This window comes from Moorena sp. SIO3I6 (assembly GCF_010672095.1).
Genome location: NZ_JAAHHU010000003.1, coordinates 121,196 through 138,017 on the forward strand (window position 1 = coordinate 121,196; position 16,822 = coordinate 138,017).

Below are 16,822 nucleotides of genomic sequence, written 5' to 3' on the forward strand. Positions count from 1 at the left end.
ATCAACGATCAACAATGACCCCTCAGCTTTCTATCAAATTCTTGCAAGTTCAGGAAAGTAGCAAGTCTACTGCTTCAACCCCCAGTTATCGCCTTGACAGCTATATTGCTCAACAAACACCTGACTTGTCTCGCTCTCGTATCCAGAAGCTGATTGAACAAGGCAACGTGCAAGTGAATGATCACGTGTGTATCTCAAAAAAAGCTAAAGTTCAGCTAGGGGATCGTATCTCCCTAACCATTCCTGACCCCAAACCTCTGGAATTACAACCGGAAGTCATCCCCTTAGACATTCTTTATGAAGATGACGTTCTGATTATTATTAATAAACCGGCTGGTTTGGTAGTCCATCCAGCACCTGGTCATGAAAGTGGTACTCTTGTCAATGCCCTTTTAGCCCACTGTCCTAAACTGACAGGTATTGGTGGTGTTCAGCGTCCAGGCATTGTCCACCGCTTGGATAAGGATACAACTGGTGCAATTGCGATCGCAAAAACTGACCAGGCTCATGGACATCTACAAGCCCAACTCCAAGCCAAAACTGCTCAAAGACAATATTTAGGTATAGTCTATGGTGCTCCCTCTGCTGAGTCTGGCACCATTAACCAACCGATTGGACGGCATCCTGTAGACCGCAAGAAAATGGCTGTCGTGCCAGTAGAAAAAGGGGGACGCCCAGCTATTACCCATTGGCAAGTCCGAGAACGACTGGGCAACTATACCCTGATCCATTTCCAATTAGAAACTGGTCGCACCCACCAAATTCGTGTCCACAGTAGCTATATTGGTCATCCCATTGTTGGAGACCCCGTTTACAGCAGTGGTCGTTCTGTCGGTGTTAATCTACCGGGTCAAGCACTTCACGCTTGGCGACTACAACTACAGCATCCGGTTTGTGGGGAGTGGATTGAGTTTGTTGCCCCTCCCCCCCTAGCTTTGATCAAACTCTTAGACGTGCTACGACTTCGCTTCAGCTAGTTCCTTGTTCTGAGCCCGATATGGCACTAAGGATTCGTAATCGATATTCAAAGCTGACACTCGTGGGATAGTGTTGCCTTGGGGAGACAGCTCCCGTGCTAAGCCCATATACAGAGATGGATCCCCTGCCTTGGCCTTCTTGTCTTGTGGCACGTAACTGCGCACCTGGGTCTGCCAAATGATTTGTGGGAAGCCCAGTACTGCACGGTAGTATTCGTTGTAACGTGGAGATTTGATGTTGAATGGTGTTTCACCCTGAGGGCGACCGGGAAGCACTCGACGCCGTTGATAGGGGACGGTGTTGTACCCAAAATTCTCCATGTACTCTTCGCTGTCGAGCAGTTGATCGACGAAGCCTTGGATACCCTTTGTGGCAATTATAATTGACCAGGCTAATTTTTCTCTTTCGCCATAGATATCACGTCCAAGCACCCGCTGCACGCACTGCTCTACAACGCGATAGTTGCTGTTTTTGTCATAGAAGCTGGTTTTGAAAGTTTCAGAAAGCAACAACCCACGAATGAAGTCCCGCACTGTGATCTGACCGAAGCGGAGTTGGGACTCCAGGAACGGTTCACGATCCGAAGCAAAGGCATGGAAGAAGATCTGACGGTATCCTGCCTCGATTAGGGCATCCATGTCTCCGGGGGAGAGCAAGTTTTCAGTGGAATAAATTCTGGGTTGCTCTTCTCCTGGTATCTCATACCCATCTATGCGCGCATTCTGCGTCACAGGGGCGTAGCCTAGTAAAGGAATAGCCACGTTTTTATCTCCGTATTCTTAGAAAATCTTACAAACCTTAATCAAATATATAATGAATCCTGTGTCAGTCTATAAAAAAATTATATTTTAATCGATATCCTAATCTCTCAAGCGACTACGGATAGCGGGGACAGCAGTTAATCGTCAATCGTCAATAGTTATGGGTTAATCAACTAACCTTCTTCTTGCTTTTGTGATTAATCTGTGTGATTACTCTGAGTCTTCCCCTTTAACTTAATCACCTTAATCACTAATAGATTATTAATTTTGATTAATTAAAACGTTAATCAAAGTAATAATTTTTAATATTTCTTAAAATAGCCCGAAAGAATTAGACCAAAGAATTAGACCATAGCCTATCGCTCAAGTGCATCCATACCCCATCCAAAAAGACAGTGGATTATTCTTGGATGGACACTCAGGCCAATCCCGCAGGTAAGTTTCGAGATCTAACTGCCAGCGTGGCGGTTTTAATCCCAGACCCAAACAGAGATGGGAAATGACGTCAAAAAAACGCTGATCGTGACCAGGGGCACCTAAATGAGCATGGGCATATTCATGGACGACAATACTCAACCAATCAGACCGTGCAATGCGTCCGACATCAATTAATATCACCGCCGGAGTGGCTAAGATGTTGCAAAAGCCATCAATACCAAACTTTTCCCCTAAAGGGGTTGCCAAAATCCGCATTGGGCGGCATAGGGAATCATGATAGCAGCTATGACAGGCGTCTAAGCAAGTCTGGAGTTCTCCATTAATGGCATCAATGTGATTGCCAATCCAGGTATAAATGCGATCGCGTTCTCTACCATTATCAGTGATCTCTACCATACTTGGGTCTAAAGCCAGCTGACCCACAGCATTGAGATACTGATAGCCCCGGATTAACGGATCATCGCTGATGGTGGAATCACCAGCCCAAGATTGAATAATACTCTTCCGGTGCCAAGACATTTTGTTGTTGTTGAGATGTCACGCCAATATTAGCCCCAGTATTAGCGCCAGCACTAGCCCCATTATCTAAATTAGAGTCAATCCGGGTTTCGATACAAAATGATGCGCTGCTAAATCCACCAAAACGTTTCACTATACTAGTACGCATCCGCCGAGATGGAGTGATAAACGAGAAACGCTCATGAGCACTCATGGTTTCATATTCAGTAATCAGCACTAGCCCATCTTGAGCATCCATCTGATAAAGACCAGCTACTGGCATGGTTTCAGCGTAACCTTTTTCCCGCAATAACTTTCCATGTCTAGGAGAGTCGGCATCTGGAACCACCACCATCACCGTCGAGTCTTTGTGACCGTCATCACTCTGGTCCCAAGCCATTGTGCCCTGCCAACTGACCAACGCTCCACCTGCTGCCAAACTCGGGTTAATCTTATGAAGCTCACACAGCTCAATAACTTGGGGATGATCAGCTTCTAAGGTGGCTACATTGATGTCCAACTCTCCCTTCTCTGCTTGTCGGAAGGCTAGGTGGTGGGTTGTGCGTTGCGATCGCCAGTTGCCAGCACTGAGCTGGAAAAATTTCATCGCATCAATAATTGGATCCATATTATCGTATTTGGTTTACCGAGTTTTTACTTAAATTTTACTTAATCTTGAATTTTTGCATATTCCTGAGATTTTTCCAAACAAGGGATCCATGCCCAATCCATCAGGATTTCCGCTGCTACGCTACATATACTGATACTAAATGCAATTGTGCCACTATATAGTTGGGTTTGGCCTCAGGTTTGGCGTAATTATGATGTCCGAATAATTACTCTTAATACAAATCACCCCATCACCCCATCACCCCATCACCCCATCCATCTTCTTGATTATCGGTATTTTATCGGACTTGATCTAAGTCCATCAGACATACAGGCACAAGGGCAAATCATCGCTTTCCGGATTTTTATTACAATTTGTATCTTTAATTACTTATTGCTTGACAGAATCGACAGTATTTTATAGGTGTGTTAGATTGATTAACAACGGCCAAAAAAAAGAGCAGTCGGAACACTCGTCCGCCTGCCCTAATCAACGTATGTAAGCTTAGGAGTAAACCTATGGAAACGCCTGGAAAGCTAAGTTTGGAACAACAGTTCCAGATGAAAATCTACCAAGACCAAGTCAAGCTGTTGAGCCAGGAGGAGGCTCAGTCCTATCTCTTGGAAGTTTTGCGTCAAATGATGGTTAAGGAGAATCTATTCCGCCATCTACTCAAAAACGCTTAACTCTTAATTAGCTGCGAAGGTTTCACTTTGCTTGACTTGTTTTAAGGGGTGCCTCAGTCGTACCTACATTCGACGAATCTACACTGGCATGGGAACGCCTATAATCTAAACCTTCGCTGCTGATCTGAACCTGCTAATAGCCATCGTAGCGCTTCAGCCCTGGCCGCGCTACTACCATATGATAGTATATTTTAGAAATTTCGACTTAAGTAGGAACACTGATATAGTTAGGGAATTAGATAGTCAAGGAATACTTACCAAGAACTCTTGGCTGTTAATGGCTGGAATTTACAATCTTGAATTAAGACTAGGAACCAGCTTGCATATTGCTGCTCTTAAGCTACCTCCGAATTCTAGCACAGATGATAGGATTCGGAGTGCTCGATTTTTACGTCACTTGCCATTATCCTCCCTTTCAGGTCAATCAGGACTTAGGCAAAATTGGGCAACCAACCCGTGACAAAGTACTTCATGTAGGGTGGGCAGTGGCTCAGACCGATTGATCAAGTTGGCCAAAGGCTTGCTATCCACTGCCCACCAAAGAGCTAGATGTAGGGTGGGCAGTGGCTCAGACCGATTGATCAAGTTGGCCAAAGGCTTGCTATCCACTGCCCACCCTACCATTAATCACTAGGAGCCATTAGTAATTCTCCTGAGATCCTCGCAAGAAGGGGATTTGCGCCAAGAGTTAGCCCAGGTCTCGGGGGTGGTAGGGAAAGGGGTGAGAATAACAGTACCATCAGGGCCAATCAGCCAACCCTGAGCTTCCACAATCCGCCGCTTTGGACGCTTTCGAGCCGACTCCTCCCTAGCAGCCGGAGAATGACGTTGACTCTGATAATTTTCTGTTGCCGAGTTATCTAAGGTTACCCAATCTGCTATTACAGTTCGGCTTATGATTGGGTCAAGGGGACTCGGAGGTAAGCCACCCCGTCCAGTAATAATGAATTCATCCCCTTTGGAATCATCCGATGCCACTTTGACATTGTCAGCACAGGTAGCGGCAATCAGTCTAGATGGGTCAACTACAGTAGTGGGTAGTTCTACTAAACCCTGAGAGGGATTAACCCCAAGGATGTTGATTGTTATGTTACCGTCTACACCACGCTCAGAACTGGCGGTGATATCACTCAAGTCAGTTGGTTGATCCGGGAAGTTGAACCCAAAGATGCCTTGAGCGGTAAGATCTATATTACCGCCGTTGCCATCAAAGGCATTAGCGGTGATGTCGCTATTTTCTTCGAGGAAGGCAAGAATTAAATCCGCAGTAATGGTGATATTGCCACCATTTCCCGGTTGGTTTTGGGTACCGGCGCTGGTGGTGATTTGACTCCCATCGCGCAATATTAATAAATCCTGTAGCGTGAGAATAATATTGCCACCGTCTCCGCTAAAGGTTTGAGCAGAGATATTACTATTGTTTTCTAGGGAGATGGAGTCAGCATTAATTGTTATTTTTCCAGCATCGCCAGTACTGTTATTAATCGTTCTGGTACCAATAGTACTGCCTTCTGTGAGCACAAGTGAGTCAGCAGTAATGGTTATTTTTCCAGCATTCCCACTGCTATTGTTTTGAGTCTCGCTGCCAATACGACCTTGATTTTCAAACAATACAGAACCGGCGGTGATTGTGATCTCTCCAGCATCCCCAGTACTGTTATCTGCAGTGTTGGTACCAAGACCACTTTGTTGTCTGAGCACAAGTGAGTCAGCAGTAATGGTTATTTTTCCAGCATCCCCACTGCTATTCTTGTTCGTATCGCTGCCAAGACCAGTTTGATTTTCAAACAATACAGAACCAGCGGTGATTGTGATCTCTCCAGCATCCCCAGTACTGTCATCGGTAGTGTTGGTACCAAGACCACTTTGATTTCTGAAAACAAGTGAGTCAGCAGTAATAGTTATTTTTCCAGCATTACCTCTGCTATTTTTTTGAGTATCACTGCCAAGACCAGTTTGATTTTCAAACAATACAGAACCGGCGGTGATAGTAATCTCTCCAGCATCCCCAGTACTGTCATCGGTAGTGTTGATACCAATACCACTACCTCCTCTGAACACAACAGAGTCAGCATTAATTATTATTTTTCCACCATTCCCTTTGCTATTTCCTCTAGTCTCACTGCCAAGACCACTGCCTTGGCCTTCAAACAATACAGAACCGGCGGTGATGGTGATCTCTCCAGCATCCCCAGTACTGTTATCTTGAGTGTTGGTACCAAGACCACTTTTTTCTCCAAACACAAGTGAGTCAGCAGTAATGGTTATTATTCCAGCATCCCCACTGCTATTGCCTCTAGTATTGCTCTCAATATCACTGTCATTTTCCAACAATAAAGAACCAGCTGTGATGGTTATATTGCCAGCATTGCCCTCAGTTTTAATGTCACTATTTGGAGCACCGCTATTGGCGAAAATTTTACTTTCATCCCTGAGCAAAAGCAATTCATTAACTGTGATAGAGATGTCTCCACCCTGATCACTATTGTTGGAATTGCTATCAATAATACTTTGCTTAGTTAGTGAAATATTGTCAGCGATAATAGTGATATTTCCAGCATTATCACCTTCCTCAGTATCAATAATAACAACAACATCAATATTATCAACATTGGCAGCAATTTCCAATCCACTTTGACCGATCTCACTTTCGTTGTCAAGTGAAAGAGTGCCAACATCGATAGTAATTGTTCCAGCATTCCCGGTACTATCATCTGATGCTATGCTTCCCAAACCACTGTTATTAGCAATAGAAAGGGAGTCAGCTTTGATCTTGATTTCTCCAGCATTGCCAGTACTGTTATTTCTTGTGTTGCTACCAATACCACTTTTTTCTCTGAACACAACTGAGTCAGCAGTAATGGTTATTTTTCCAGCATCCCCACTGCTATTGTCTTGAGTATCGCTGCCAATACCACTTTGATTTTCAAACAATACAGAACCGGCGGTGATTGTGATCTCTCCAGCATCCCCAGTACTGTTATCTTGAGTGTTGGTACTAATACCACTGTTGTTTGTGACTACAACTGAGTCAGCAGCAGTAATAGTGATATTGCCAGCATCCCCCTTACCTTCTGTCCTACTACCAATCCCCGCCTTTTCTATGGTAAGGGTACCTGTTTGAACGATAACGTTTCCAGCATTTCCATTATCCCCAGAGGTGAGGCTATTGATTCCAGCATTTTTTAGGGATATGGATTCACCACTGATCACGGTCATCGGTGGTGCCTGATCGCTACGGTTGTTATTTCTGTTGATTCCGATACTTTCCAATGCGATCGCACCAGCCGCAGTAATGGTGACTGCTCCTCCTCCAGTATCAATTCCCCCATTCATCAACTCCACATCACCACTACCGGAGTTGTCACTATCCGCTTCCAGGACTAGATTCAGGAAACCACTGTCGGCATTTATTCCAAAGTTTTTGAGAGAAATATCATTGGCCGCTTGCAAACTTAGAGTGACTTCCCCTGGTGTAGTTTTGGTAATGCCAAAGCCATCTGCAGTGATATTTCCTTCCTGAGTGCCTGTGGTTCCAGTAGTGATAGTTACATTAGTGCCAGCATTGAGTCGAGCTTCAATATCTGGGATATTCACCACGGCATCATCCCCAGTGGGAGTGAAGATATTGGAATTACTATCAAAGCTGCCATTGGATGTATCGGCAAAGCCAAGAGTAACATTCCTCGGGTCAAGTAACCAAGTTCCTGCATTACCATTTACTGCACTAGCATCGACTCTGACTCCCGTAACATCCAGAAAATTGGCACTAGATGTCTCGATTAAACCGCCATTCCCTGATTGCGCTCCCCCCCTTGCGGTTAAGGTGCCATAGGCGCGAGTGGATTGATTCGACCAAATCACAATCAGACCACCATTACCAGTGCTAATCCCATCAGCATTTATAGTGGAGTCAGGACCGATATAGGTAGCTGTGGCCAATGGCAGCTGTCCTTGACCTTGGAAATCCCCACCAATTAGTGCATCTCCACCACTACTGTTTCCAGAAACATCAATGGATCCACTGTCAAACAAGCCAACTTGATTGCCTAATACCGTTACTTTGCCTCCAGTTTGTCCTGGAGATAAATTGGCAGCGTTTAGGGCACCAGAGATGATCACTGTTCCTGGCTCAAGTGGCACAATAGTACCGGAATCGGTAAGTGTGACCTGACCGTCACTGGAAACTGTTACGCCGGTGTCATCGTCCAAAGTACTTAAAAATTCAGTAACAGAGGGAGAATTAGATTCTATTGATGGCGTTGGAGTCGATAGTGTCAAAATCTGTCCAGCTTGCCCCAACTGCACTAAGGTTTCAGTCGGAACCGCTAATATATTAATCTCACCTCCTGGTGCTAGGATATCCCCAGTGCTAATGATACTCCCACCGACTAAGGTGACATTCTGTCCCTGTCCCACAGCCAAATTGCCAGCATTTACGATCGGCTGAGGCGGATTCTGGCCATACTGCAATCCCGGAGTAATGTTAATGGTTAACAGGGGTGGTTCTTCGGGATTGGTAGCACTAAACTCGGTGCCATTACCAAAAACTATACTATTAGCGGTACTTCCGACAAAGGAACCGGCTACATCTAATTGGGAATTGGCTCCGAAAACAATACCATTAGGATTGAGCAAAAACAAATTGGCGGCACCATCTACTCCCAGGGTGCCGAAGATCTTGGAGATGTTACTACCGGTTACCCGGCTGAGAATATTATTGATGCCAGCGGGATTGGCAAAGTAAACCCGCTGCAAGTCCCCAACATTAAAATCAGAAAAGCTATGGAATAGGTTATCCCCTCTGGTTGCTCCACCTTCAATTAAGTCAGCGGGAAGTCCTTTAACCTCTACATTGGGTTTAACAACACTTGGATTATCCCCCAAGGTATTATCCGGAACAATCTGAGCCAGAGCAGGATTTACTGAATGGGTAATCCCATAGTATCCACTCAGACTGATGCCACCAAAAATTACTAGCGTACGCACTATTTTCATCTCACTTCGCCTCCTATACTTAACCTTGGGAGTGATCTAACCAAATATGCTCCGATTTAGGAGTAAGGAGTCAGAACTCAGGAGTGATAATAATTGCTTGTCTAGTAACTTTTAAGAGAAATTGGCGAAAGAATCAACTAATGGTTATTTCTAATCCTACTAATCAATTCTGAATTCTTGTTTCAATGCCTTAATTATTATTGCGCCGCCATAGCTCTAGCGCGATTAGTTTCAATCATTTGTTCCAGCATTTCCCTAGAAACACAACGGCGTTCAGAGCAATAGGTCATGAGATTGACGCCATTCATCATGCGCACAGTGCTGACTCGGACACGAAAATCATCGGTGACAAACCAACAACGTTCTTGACCCTGATTATTCTGGTAATTGGTATCAATGGTGAGGATGCCGTCTTTGCCAAACCAATACCGACTCACTACCGGAATACTTTCCACATAGCCCTGGTCTCGAATGAGTTTACCACTAAGCTTAGTTTCATCATCTGGAACATCAATCAAAATTGCCGCATATTTGGAATTTGGTTCCCGGTCATCTAAATTGATTTGCCACATAAAGCTCGCTCCCCCCATCGCCTGGCTTGGGTCAATCTTTTGGAGGTCACACACGGCTTTGACTTTAGGGTTATCTTTTTCGATGACTTGAACAATCAGATTGGATTCTCCCGATTCATCGGCAGCGTTATCAAAGTGATGAACTGTGCGTTGAGTAAACCACTTGCCCTCGCTTTTCCGAAAGAAGTCCATCATGGTCATGGGTGGCTTGAGTCGCATTTTTGCTTGAACCTCCTGATAGTGATAGATGGGTAGAGCTAGCCCCTACCCTAGAAATAGTAATTGTTTTTAATACCCTGTGTTCCCACCAGAACGGTAGACTAACCTTGGCAGTTCCAGGTAGAGTTTACAAATTATAATGATTCAAACTCGGTTAAGCGATCGCACTAACAACCAAGCTATGGATATCTTAAAACGGTTCCAAGCCGGAGACTATATCTCTGATGCTAATCTTGAGGGCATCGATTGGAGTCAGAGAGACTTGTACCAGGTTAACCTCAGTGGTGCTAACCTACAGAAAGCTAATTTGAGCCAAGCTACCCTGACTGGGGCTAATCTTAGTCAGGCAATTTTGCGGGAAGCGAATCTGAGGGGAGCTGATCTCAGGGGAGCTGACCTGACTGGCGCTGACCTGACTGGAGCTGATTTGGAAGGGGCGTATTTAAACCGGGCAGATTTAAGGAAGGCTAATTTGACGATGGCTAACTTAAATGAAACCAACCTACAAGTAGCCCTGTATGACCGGGAAACTACTTGGCCAGAAGGATTTCGCTACAAAAGTTCTGGTGCTGTTGGGCCTGGTGCTAATCTCAATGGTGCTTTTCTCAATACCGCTAATCTGAGGGGAGTTGACTTGCAAGGGATTAGAGTAATAGGAGGCTATCTCAGCGGAGCCGATTTAACCGGTGCTAATTTACAGGATGCTGCTTTGAGTGGATCCAACTTACGGAAGGCTTTCCTGACCGGGGCTTGTTTGCGTAATGCCCGTATGAGTGGCGTGGAGCTGGAGGGAGCGGATTTGCGAGGGGCCGACCTGACTGGAGCAGATTTAAACCATGTACAAAATATTGCTGGGGCTGACTTTACCATGGCTCAAGGCATCAGTGAAGCCACCCGTTCGATGCTTTTGAATCAACCATATAAAGATCTAGACACCTGGAATCCCTATACTCGAAGTAATACTCGGGAAAGTTTAGGAGCCAGTCATCCTAGTTGAAGGTTGAAGGTTGAAAGGTTGAAGGTTGAACGCGATTGCGTGGCCTTTTGGCCAAGGTTGAAAGGTTGAAGGTTGAACGGTTGAAGGTTGAAGGTTGAAGGTTGAAAGGTTGAAGGTTGAAGGTTGAAAGGTTGAAGGTTGAACGCGATTGCGTGGCCTTTTGGCCAAGGTTAAACCGTTCAAACCCGTAACCTGTAACCTGTAACCTGTAACCTGTAACCTGTAACCTGTAACTTGTAACTTGTAACCTGTAACCTGTAACCTATAACCTGTAACTTGTAACCTGTAACTTGTAACCTGTAACCTGTAAACTTAAATAACCATTTAAGAACGTCACCAAAATGTCTGAAATTCAAGAAGCCCAGCCATCACCGGCAGAAATTGAGGAAGTTATTACTGAATTAGAGAAATATCGGGAAAGACTCGTTAATGATGTGATGAAAATGGCTCAGAAGGTGAAACTGCCGAAAAAGGCGGCCATGGAGCATATCAAAAACCACCCAGAAATTATTAAGATCGACGCTGCTCTGGAAAATCTCCGCCCCTAGCAATCATCCTTGCCATCATCCTGACGCAACTGACTAAAGCAACTGGAATTACCCATGGTTACATCGGAAACTCAACCGCCAGCTCCCTCTGAAACTGACAGCTTGCTGGCTGATGTCAATAGCCAACTTGCTGAGGGAAACGTTGATATTACTAATCCGCAACAGTTAAAAAAGATGGTTGAATCCCTGGCTGATAGCCGGGGAATGGTCAGACTGGGATTCGTGGAAGCCTTTGGCAAAATTGGTAAGGTAGCTTCTCCGTTCTTGCTCGAAGCACTAGCTAATCACCCAAACCCGGTGGTGCGCAGGTCTTGTGGCAAGGCTTTAGCAAAAATAAGGGATCCCCAGGGGGTTACTACCCTGATTGATGCCTTGTTAAATGATGAGGATACAGTGGTCAAGAGTTCAGCGGCTGGAGCCTTAGCCAGAATGGGAGAAGCGGCTGTACCAAAGTTGATTGAGGTGTTGGAATCAGCAGATTATCCCCAATCTGCAAAAGGTCATGCCTCTTGGGCATTGGCGTTCATTGGGTCAGAAGCAGCTGAGCACCTGTATCAGGCAATCCACTCCGAATCGGAAGATGTGCGGATGGCAGTAGTCGGAGCGATCGCTAATTTGGTAGATGAACCAGGTAATGACCAGGCTACAGAAATTCTCCTCTTAGCACTGAAAGATGAATCTGTCAATGTTCGTGCCGAAGCAGCTACATCGGTGAGCCAACTTGACCCCCAGCTAGGGGTTCCCCATTTAATCCCGTTACTGGAAGACCCCAGCCAAGAGGTGAGGCGGAGGGCAATCTTATCCTTAGGGAAGCTTAAGGATGAAGCGGCTTTACCCGCCTTAACAGCCAAGTTATCCGATCAGCGAGAGGAAATTCGCCAACTGGTCAAGGTAGCGATCGCACAAATTCAGAAGGGTTGAAGGGTTGAAGGGTTGAAGGGTTGAAGGGTTGAAGGGTTGAAGGGTTGAAGGTTGAACGCGATTGCGTGGCCTTTTGGCCAAGGTTGAAGGGTTGAAGGGTTGAAGGTTGAAGGTTGAAGGTTGAACGCGATTGCGTGGCCTTTTGGCCAAGGTTGAACGCGATTGCGTGGCCTTTTGGCCAAGGTTGAACGCGATTGCGTGGCCTTTTGGCCAAGGTTGAACGCGATTGCGTGGCCTTTTGGCCAAGGTTGAACGCGATTGCGTGGCCTTTTGGCCAAGGTTGAACGCGATTGCGTGGCCTTTTGGCCAAGGTTGAACGCGATTGCGTGGCCTTTTGGCCAAGGTTGTTCGCCCTGGGTGTTCGGTCTAGGGTAGCTTAAAAAAAATCATTGATAAATCTAGCGGTTATCATATTTATGAGGTACAGAGAATTTTTTTTCTGTTCCCTGTTCCCTGTTCCCTGTTCCCTGTTCCCTGTTCCCTGTTCCCTGTTCCCTATAATAAGTAATATTTTATAATTCATAATTTCTAAGATAGTCGTCAGTTTCAATCACAGGCAATCCCAGAAGTTTACAAATCTTGATAATTTAGGGTGATCAGGGCATTGTATAAATAAATGTGTGAAGGTGTAAAACACTGACACAATCTCGCTCACAGGAGCTATGAGCTCCCAAGACTCTTCCATCAGGAGTCGTGAGAGAGGTTATGTTGTTGTTTAAAAGCTTGTAAAGTTTTTTAAACACCCTGAGAAAACCCTGATTAAAAAATTTGTTGCTATCTAGGAGAATCTGTTAATGGCATTCGGACCAGCATCACAGCTAGGTGTCGGCCTATTTGAAGACACAGATCCAATTGAAGTGTGGCCAGGTATCTCAAGCGAGGACGCTGAGGCCGTGATTCGGGCGGTCTATCGGCAAGTCTTGGGCAATGCTTATGTCATGGAAAGTGAGCGACTGGCTGTCCCAGAGTCTCAGTTTAAACTAGGTGAACTCAGCGTTCGGGAATTTGTGCGGGCAGTAGCGAAATCCGATGCTTACAGCTCCCGGTTTTTCGATAAAGCCCCCCGCTACCGAGTAATTGAGCTGAATTTCAAACATTTACTTGGTCGGGCTCCCGATGGCTTCGATGAGATGAAGGCTCACAGTATTATCTGGGATGAAGGGGGCTTCGAGGCAGAGATTGATTCCTATCTCGACAGTGACGAGTACCAGGAAGTCTATGGGGAAGACACAGTTCCCTTCTACCGAGGCTACAAAACCCAAACAGGCAAGAAGATGGTTGGGTTTACCCACATGTTCCAACTGTTGCGAGGAGCTTCTAGTAGCGACTTCAAAGGGAGCTTGGCTGGCAAGAGTCCTTGTCTAAATAAGAATGTAATTCAAGAAATTCCGACAGCAGTGGTTCCGCCATCTGGTGGTGTATCTGGCTGGTCTTTCCAAGAAACCCCATTGGGTGCCAGAACTCGCCATGGTGCTGGAGCTACTGCTGAAGGTAAGGTGTACCGGATTGAGGTAACTGGCTATAAGTCCCCTGGTGCAGTGAATCGGGTATCCAAATTCCGGCGCAGTAACCAGGTATACCTGGTTCCGTTTGATCAGCTCTCCAAAGAGTACCAGCGGATTCATAAGCAGGGTGGCGTGATTGCCAGCATCACCGTTGTGTAATTAGGATTCAATCGGGATTCAAACGTTTCTAATCTGGGAAAGTTCGTGTATGTCTGCGTGCTTTGGCAGCAAGCCAACTAGTTTGCTGCCAAAGAAGGTAGAGGTGCAGTGAAATGAAGGGTTGGTTACTTTGTTTTGGCAAGGAAAATCCCCTCTATTTTGAATAAGTTTTTTGCAAGGAGAAATTTAAATGGTCAGTACAGCGCCTACTGCCAAGTTTGGTCTAGATTCAGATACCATCTTTGAACTATGGCCTACTAGCGGCATTGATGAAGTGCAAGCTGTAATTCGGGCAGTTTATCGTCAAGTTTTGGGCAACCCCCACATTATGGAGAGTGAGCGGCTGGTGAGTGCTGAATCGCAATTATGCGATGGCAGCATCACTGTCAGGGAATTTGTGCGGGCTGTTGCCAAATCAGATTTCTATCGCGCTCGGTATTTTGAATCCTGTGCGCCTTACCGATTTATTGAGCTGAACTTTAAGCATTTATTGGGTCGTGCTCCCCTAGATCAGACAGAAATTTCGGAACACATCCGTATCTGTATTGAGCAGGGCTACGATGCTGAGATTGATTCTTACATCAATAGTGACGAGTACCAAAATAATTTTGGGGATGATACCGTACCCTACTATTGTGGTGCTAGTAGCCAAATCGGCCAAAAGCAGGTGGGTTATAACCGTACCCTCTCCTTGGTAAGGGGTCATTCAGAAGTTGATAGCTCCATAAAAAGCTCTTGCTTGGTAGAAGCAGTTGCTACCAATAGCACCAGCAAAATTGTGCCACTGGCAGGTGGTCGTGCTGCCGCTTATGCTGATGCTACCGAAAAGATGTTCAAAATTGTCGTGCGGGGTGCCATGTACAGCGGTCGTCGCCGTCGTAGTACCACTGAGTACATTGTTCCTGGCAGCAAGATGACACCCCAAATTCAGCGGATTAATCGCACTAGTGGGACAATCGTCAGCATTACAGAAATCTCCTAATGTCTGGGGTTTTTTTTCGGAAGTTTTAAAGGAGAGATAGAAATGGGAAATTTAACTCGCTCAGCGACTCTAGGCTTGGATGCCTTTGAATGTGATCCATTAGAATTACGGCCTTTTGCCACTGAAGATGATTTACAAACGGTAATTCGAGCCGTTTACAAGCAGGTTTTGGGCAATGAACATATCATGGAGAGCGATCAGCTCTCTAGTGCTGAAGCCCAACTGCGGAATGGCAATATTACAGTGCGTGAGTTAGTCAGGGTAGTTGCTAAATCTGATTTGTATAAGAAACTGTTCTTTCACAGTTCTTCTCAGTACCGGTTCATTGAGCTGAACTTCAAACACTTGTTAGGACGCCCTCCCCAGGACCAGGCAGAGATTACTGAACACGTCCAAATATATAATACAGAGGGCTACGACGCTGAAATCGACTCTTATATCGATAGCAACGAATACATTCAAAACTTTAGTGAGTACACCGTCCCTTATCCACGGTCTATCCGCACCCAAGTGGGGATCAAAACTGAAGGGTTCAATCGGATGTTCTCATTGCTACGGGGCTCTCCTACCAGTGACAGTGATACACAGGCAAAGTTAATTTCCTCTTTGGCTGCGAATATGTCCACGAAAATCACTCCGCCAGCGATTGGCAATGGTGCAGCTAGTAGTAACACCGACAAGCGGTTCCGGATTGTCTATTCTACCTCAACTGCTGCTGCTCGACTCAATAAGTTTAGCAAGACAGAGCGGGTAGTTAACTACAGTCAAATGTCTCAACAATTTCAAAACATTCATAAATGTGGTGGAAAGATTATCAGCATTACTGAAGTTTTGTAATGCTGGTTGAACGTTGACCATTTGATATAAACTCAGGGTCGGCTAATAATTGCTTAATAGCGCCTTAATAGCTGACCCTAGGTTTGGGGAAATTACCTCAAACTAGGTTTAACGAACGATTATATCATTATCAAACTGAGTTTAGGAGAAATAAGAATGGGGAATTTAACGGTATCAGCCACCCTTGGTCTAGATGCCTTTGAAGGTGACCCAGTAGAACTGCGACCCTATGCTACTGAAGAGGATGTGCTGACGGTAATTCGAGCTGTTTACAAGCAGGTTTTGGGCAATGCCCATCTGATGGATAGCGAGCGAATCAGCAATGGGGAATCAATGTTGCGCAATGGGGATATTAGTGTCCGTGGCTTTGTGCGCATGGTGGCTCAATCAGCCCTGTATCAATCCCGATTTTTCGAGGGGTCTTCTCCCTATCAGTTCATTGAGCTTAATTGCAAGCATTTGCTGGGTCGTGCTCCTCTAGATCAAGCTGAAATCTCTGAGCACGTCAGCCTTTACAATGAACAGGGTTACGAAGCGGAAATCGATTCCTATATCGATAGTGACGAATATCTTGAGAATTTTGGCGATAACATCGTTCCCTACCCCCGCAGCATCCGTAGCCAACCTGGAATTAAGAATGTGGGCTTTAATCGGATGTTCTCGTTATTGCGAGGCTCTCCTACCAGTGATAGTGGAAAACCAGCCCAGCTAATTACTTCTGTAGCTGCTAATATATCTCCACAAATTAAAGCTCCAGCTGTTGGAAATGGTGCAGGTTATGGCAATACTGGCAAGCGTTACCAGATTGCTGTTTCCACATGCGCTGGTGTAGCCCGGTTGAATAAGTGTAGCCAGCTGAACTATCAGGTTAGCTACGAGCAACTCTCTGAACAAGTCAAGAGTATTCATAAAGGCGGTGGCAAGATTCTCAGTATTACTGAGTTAACTTGATCCAGTAGCCCGGTTATCAGTTACTAAGTCAACGTAAGTATTCAGCCGTGAGCCTTTGGCTCACGCTTGGCCAAAGGCTCACGGCTGTCAGGCGTCAGCTAATCAACGGGAAGTAGTAAACAACCTTACGGGCTGGTACAGCTAGTTGAAAATCCCTGCTCG

17 protein-coding genes are annotated in these 16,822 nt (G+C 45.5%); 9 read left to right on the plus strand and 8 right to left on the minus strand.

Annotated features, from left to right (window positions below; all coding sequences use genetic code 11):
- Window positions 1–14 precede the first annotated feature (14 nt).
- Window positions 15–977 (plus strand): RluA family pseudouridine synthase, encoded by a 963-nt coding sequence (locus tag F6K49_RS02245; RefSeq protein ID WP_293093824.1) that lies wholly within the window; start codon window positions 15–17, stop codon window positions 975–977.
- Here F6K49_RS02245 and F6K49_RS02250 read toward each other — a convergent pair.
- The 3 genes from F6K49_RS02250 to F6K49_RS02260 all read right to left on the minus strand — a co-directional run bounded on the left by F6K49_RS02250 (window position 957) and on the right by F6K49_RS02260 (window position 3,291).
- Window positions 957–1,739: a phycobilisome rod-core linker polypeptide gene (locus F6K49_RS02250; protein ID WP_075904242.1), complete on the minus strand. Its 783-nt coding sequence runs from the start codon at window positions 1,737–1,739 to the stop codon at window positions 957–959. The genes F6K49_RS02245 and F6K49_RS02250 overlap by 21 nt on opposite strands.
- A 363-nt stretch (window positions 1,740–2,102) precedes the next feature.
- Window positions 2,103–2,696 carry a hypothetical protein gene (locus F6K49_RS02255; protein WP_293093827.1) on the minus strand — a complete coding sequence of 198 codons (594 nt, stop codon included), beginning with the start codon at window positions 2,694–2,696 and terminating at the stop codon, window positions 2,103–2,105.
- Window positions 2,653–3,291 (minus strand): phycobiliprotein lyase, encoded by a 639-nt coding sequence (locus tag F6K49_RS02260; protein ID WP_293093898.1) that lies wholly within the window; start codon window positions 3,289–3,291, stop codon window positions 2,653–2,655. Before F6K49_RS02260 ends, F6K49_RS02255 begins: the two co-directional genes overlap by 44 nt.
- 512 nt (window positions 3,292–3,803) lie before the next feature.
- Between F6K49_RS02260 and F6K49_RS02265 the strand changes: the two genes are divergently transcribed.
- Window positions 3,804–3,971 carry an NblA/ycf18 family protein gene (locus F6K49_RS02265; RefSeq protein ID WP_008183188.1) on the plus strand — a complete coding sequence of 56 codons (168 nt, stop codon included), beginning with the start codon at window positions 3,804–3,806 and terminating at the stop codon, window positions 3,969–3,971.
- A gap of 420 nt (window positions 3,972–4,391) precedes the next feature.
- Here F6K49_RS02265 and F6K49_RS02270 read toward each other — a convergent pair whose 3' ends face one another.
- From F6K49_RS02270 to F6K49_RS02280, 3 genes are all read right to left on the minus strand, one after another.
- A complete protein-coding gene (locus tag F6K49_RS02270; RefSeq protein ID WP_293093830.1) occupies window positions 4,392–4,595 on the minus strand; it encodes a hypothetical protein in 204 nt (67 codons plus the stop codon).
- 6 nt (window positions 4,596–4,601) lie between these two features.
- Complete coding sequence (locus F6K49_RS02275) at window positions 4,602–8,969, minus strand: filamentous hemagglutinin N-terminal domain-containing protein (protein WP_293093833.1); 4,368 nt, start codon at window positions 8,967–8,969, stop codon at window positions 4,602–4,604.
- 197 nt (window positions 8,970–9,166) lie between these two features.
- The gene (locus tag F6K49_RS02280) at window positions 9,167–9,760 is read right to left on the minus strand and encodes a phycobiliprotein lyase (protein ID WP_293093836.1); all 594 of its coding nucleotides are present in this window, start codon (window positions 9,758–9,760) and stop codon (window positions 9,167–9,169) included.
- Window positions 9,761–9,899: 139 nt separating this feature from the next.
- Here F6K49_RS02280 and F6K49_RS02285 point away from each other — a divergent pair, with 139 nt between their 5' ends.
- Window positions 9,900–10,757, plus strand: a complete 858-nt coding sequence (locus tag F6K49_RS02285) for a pentapeptide repeat-containing protein (RefSeq protein ID WP_293036036.1) — start codon at window positions 9,900–9,902, stop codon at window positions 10,755–10,757.
- Here F6K49_RS02285 and F6K49_RS02290 read toward each other — a convergent pair.
- On the minus strand, window positions 10,734–10,925 hold the full coding sequence (locus tag F6K49_RS02290; RefSeq protein WP_293093838.1) for a hypothetical protein: 192 nt from the start codon (window positions 10,923–10,925) through the stop codon (window positions 10,734–10,736). The two genes, F6K49_RS02285 and F6K49_RS02290, sit on opposite strands and share 24 nt — an antisense overlap.
- A gap of 173 nt (window positions 10,926–11,098) precedes the next feature.
- Between F6K49_RS02290 and F6K49_RS02295 the strand changes: the two genes are divergently transcribed.
- Window positions 11,099–11,305, plus strand: a complete 207-nt coding sequence (locus tag F6K49_RS02295; protein WP_075904227.1) for an acetyltransferase — start codon at window positions 11,099–11,101, stop codon at window positions 11,303–11,305.
- A gap of 54 nt (window positions 11,306–11,359) precedes the next feature.
- Complete coding sequence (locus F6K49_RS02300; protein ID WP_293093841.1) at window positions 11,360–12,226, plus strand: HEAT repeat domain-containing protein; 867 nt, start codon at window positions 11,360–11,362, stop codon at window positions 12,224–12,226.
- Here the strand turns inward: F6K49_RS02300 and F6K49_RS02305 are convergent.
- Window positions 12,158–12,568 (minus strand): hypothetical protein, encoded by a 411-nt coding sequence (locus F6K49_RS02305; RefSeq protein ID WP_293093845.1) that lies wholly within the window; start codon window positions 12,566–12,568, stop codon window positions 12,158–12,160. The genes F6K49_RS02300 and F6K49_RS02305 overlap by 69 nt on opposite strands.
- Before the next feature lie 452 nt (window positions 12,569–13,020).
- Here F6K49_RS02305 and F6K49_RS02310 point away from each other — a divergent pair, with 452 nt between their 5' ends.
- The 4 genes from F6K49_RS02310 (at window position 13,021) to F6K49_RS02325 (ending at window position 16,660) form a co-directional block, all read left to right on the plus strand.
- Window positions 13,021–13,890 (plus strand): phycobilisome linker polypeptide, encoded by an 870-nt coding sequence (locus F6K49_RS02310; RefSeq protein WP_293027899.1) that lies wholly within the window; start codon window positions 13,021–13,023, stop codon window positions 13,888–13,890.
- Window positions 13,891–14,080: 190 nt separating this feature from the next.
- On the plus strand, window positions 14,081–14,872 hold the full coding sequence (locus tag F6K49_RS02315; protein ID WP_293093848.1) for a phycobilisome rod-core linker polypeptide: 792 nt from the start codon (window positions 14,081–14,083) through the stop codon (window positions 14,870–14,872).
- A 42-nt stretch (window positions 14,873–14,914) separates the two neighbouring features.
- Window positions 14,915–15,709 carry a phycobilisome rod-core linker polypeptide gene (locus F6K49_RS02320; protein ID WP_293027893.1) on the plus strand — a complete coding sequence of 265 codons (795 nt, stop codon included), beginning with the start codon at window positions 14,915–14,917 and terminating at the stop codon, window positions 15,707–15,709.
- Window positions 15,710–15,865: 156 nt separating this feature from the next.
- A complete protein-coding gene (locus F6K49_RS02325; RefSeq protein WP_293093851.1) occupies window positions 15,866–16,660 on the plus strand; it encodes a phycobilisome rod-core linker polypeptide in 795 nt (264 codons plus the stop codon).
- Window positions 16,661–16,822 lie beyond the last annotated feature (162 nt).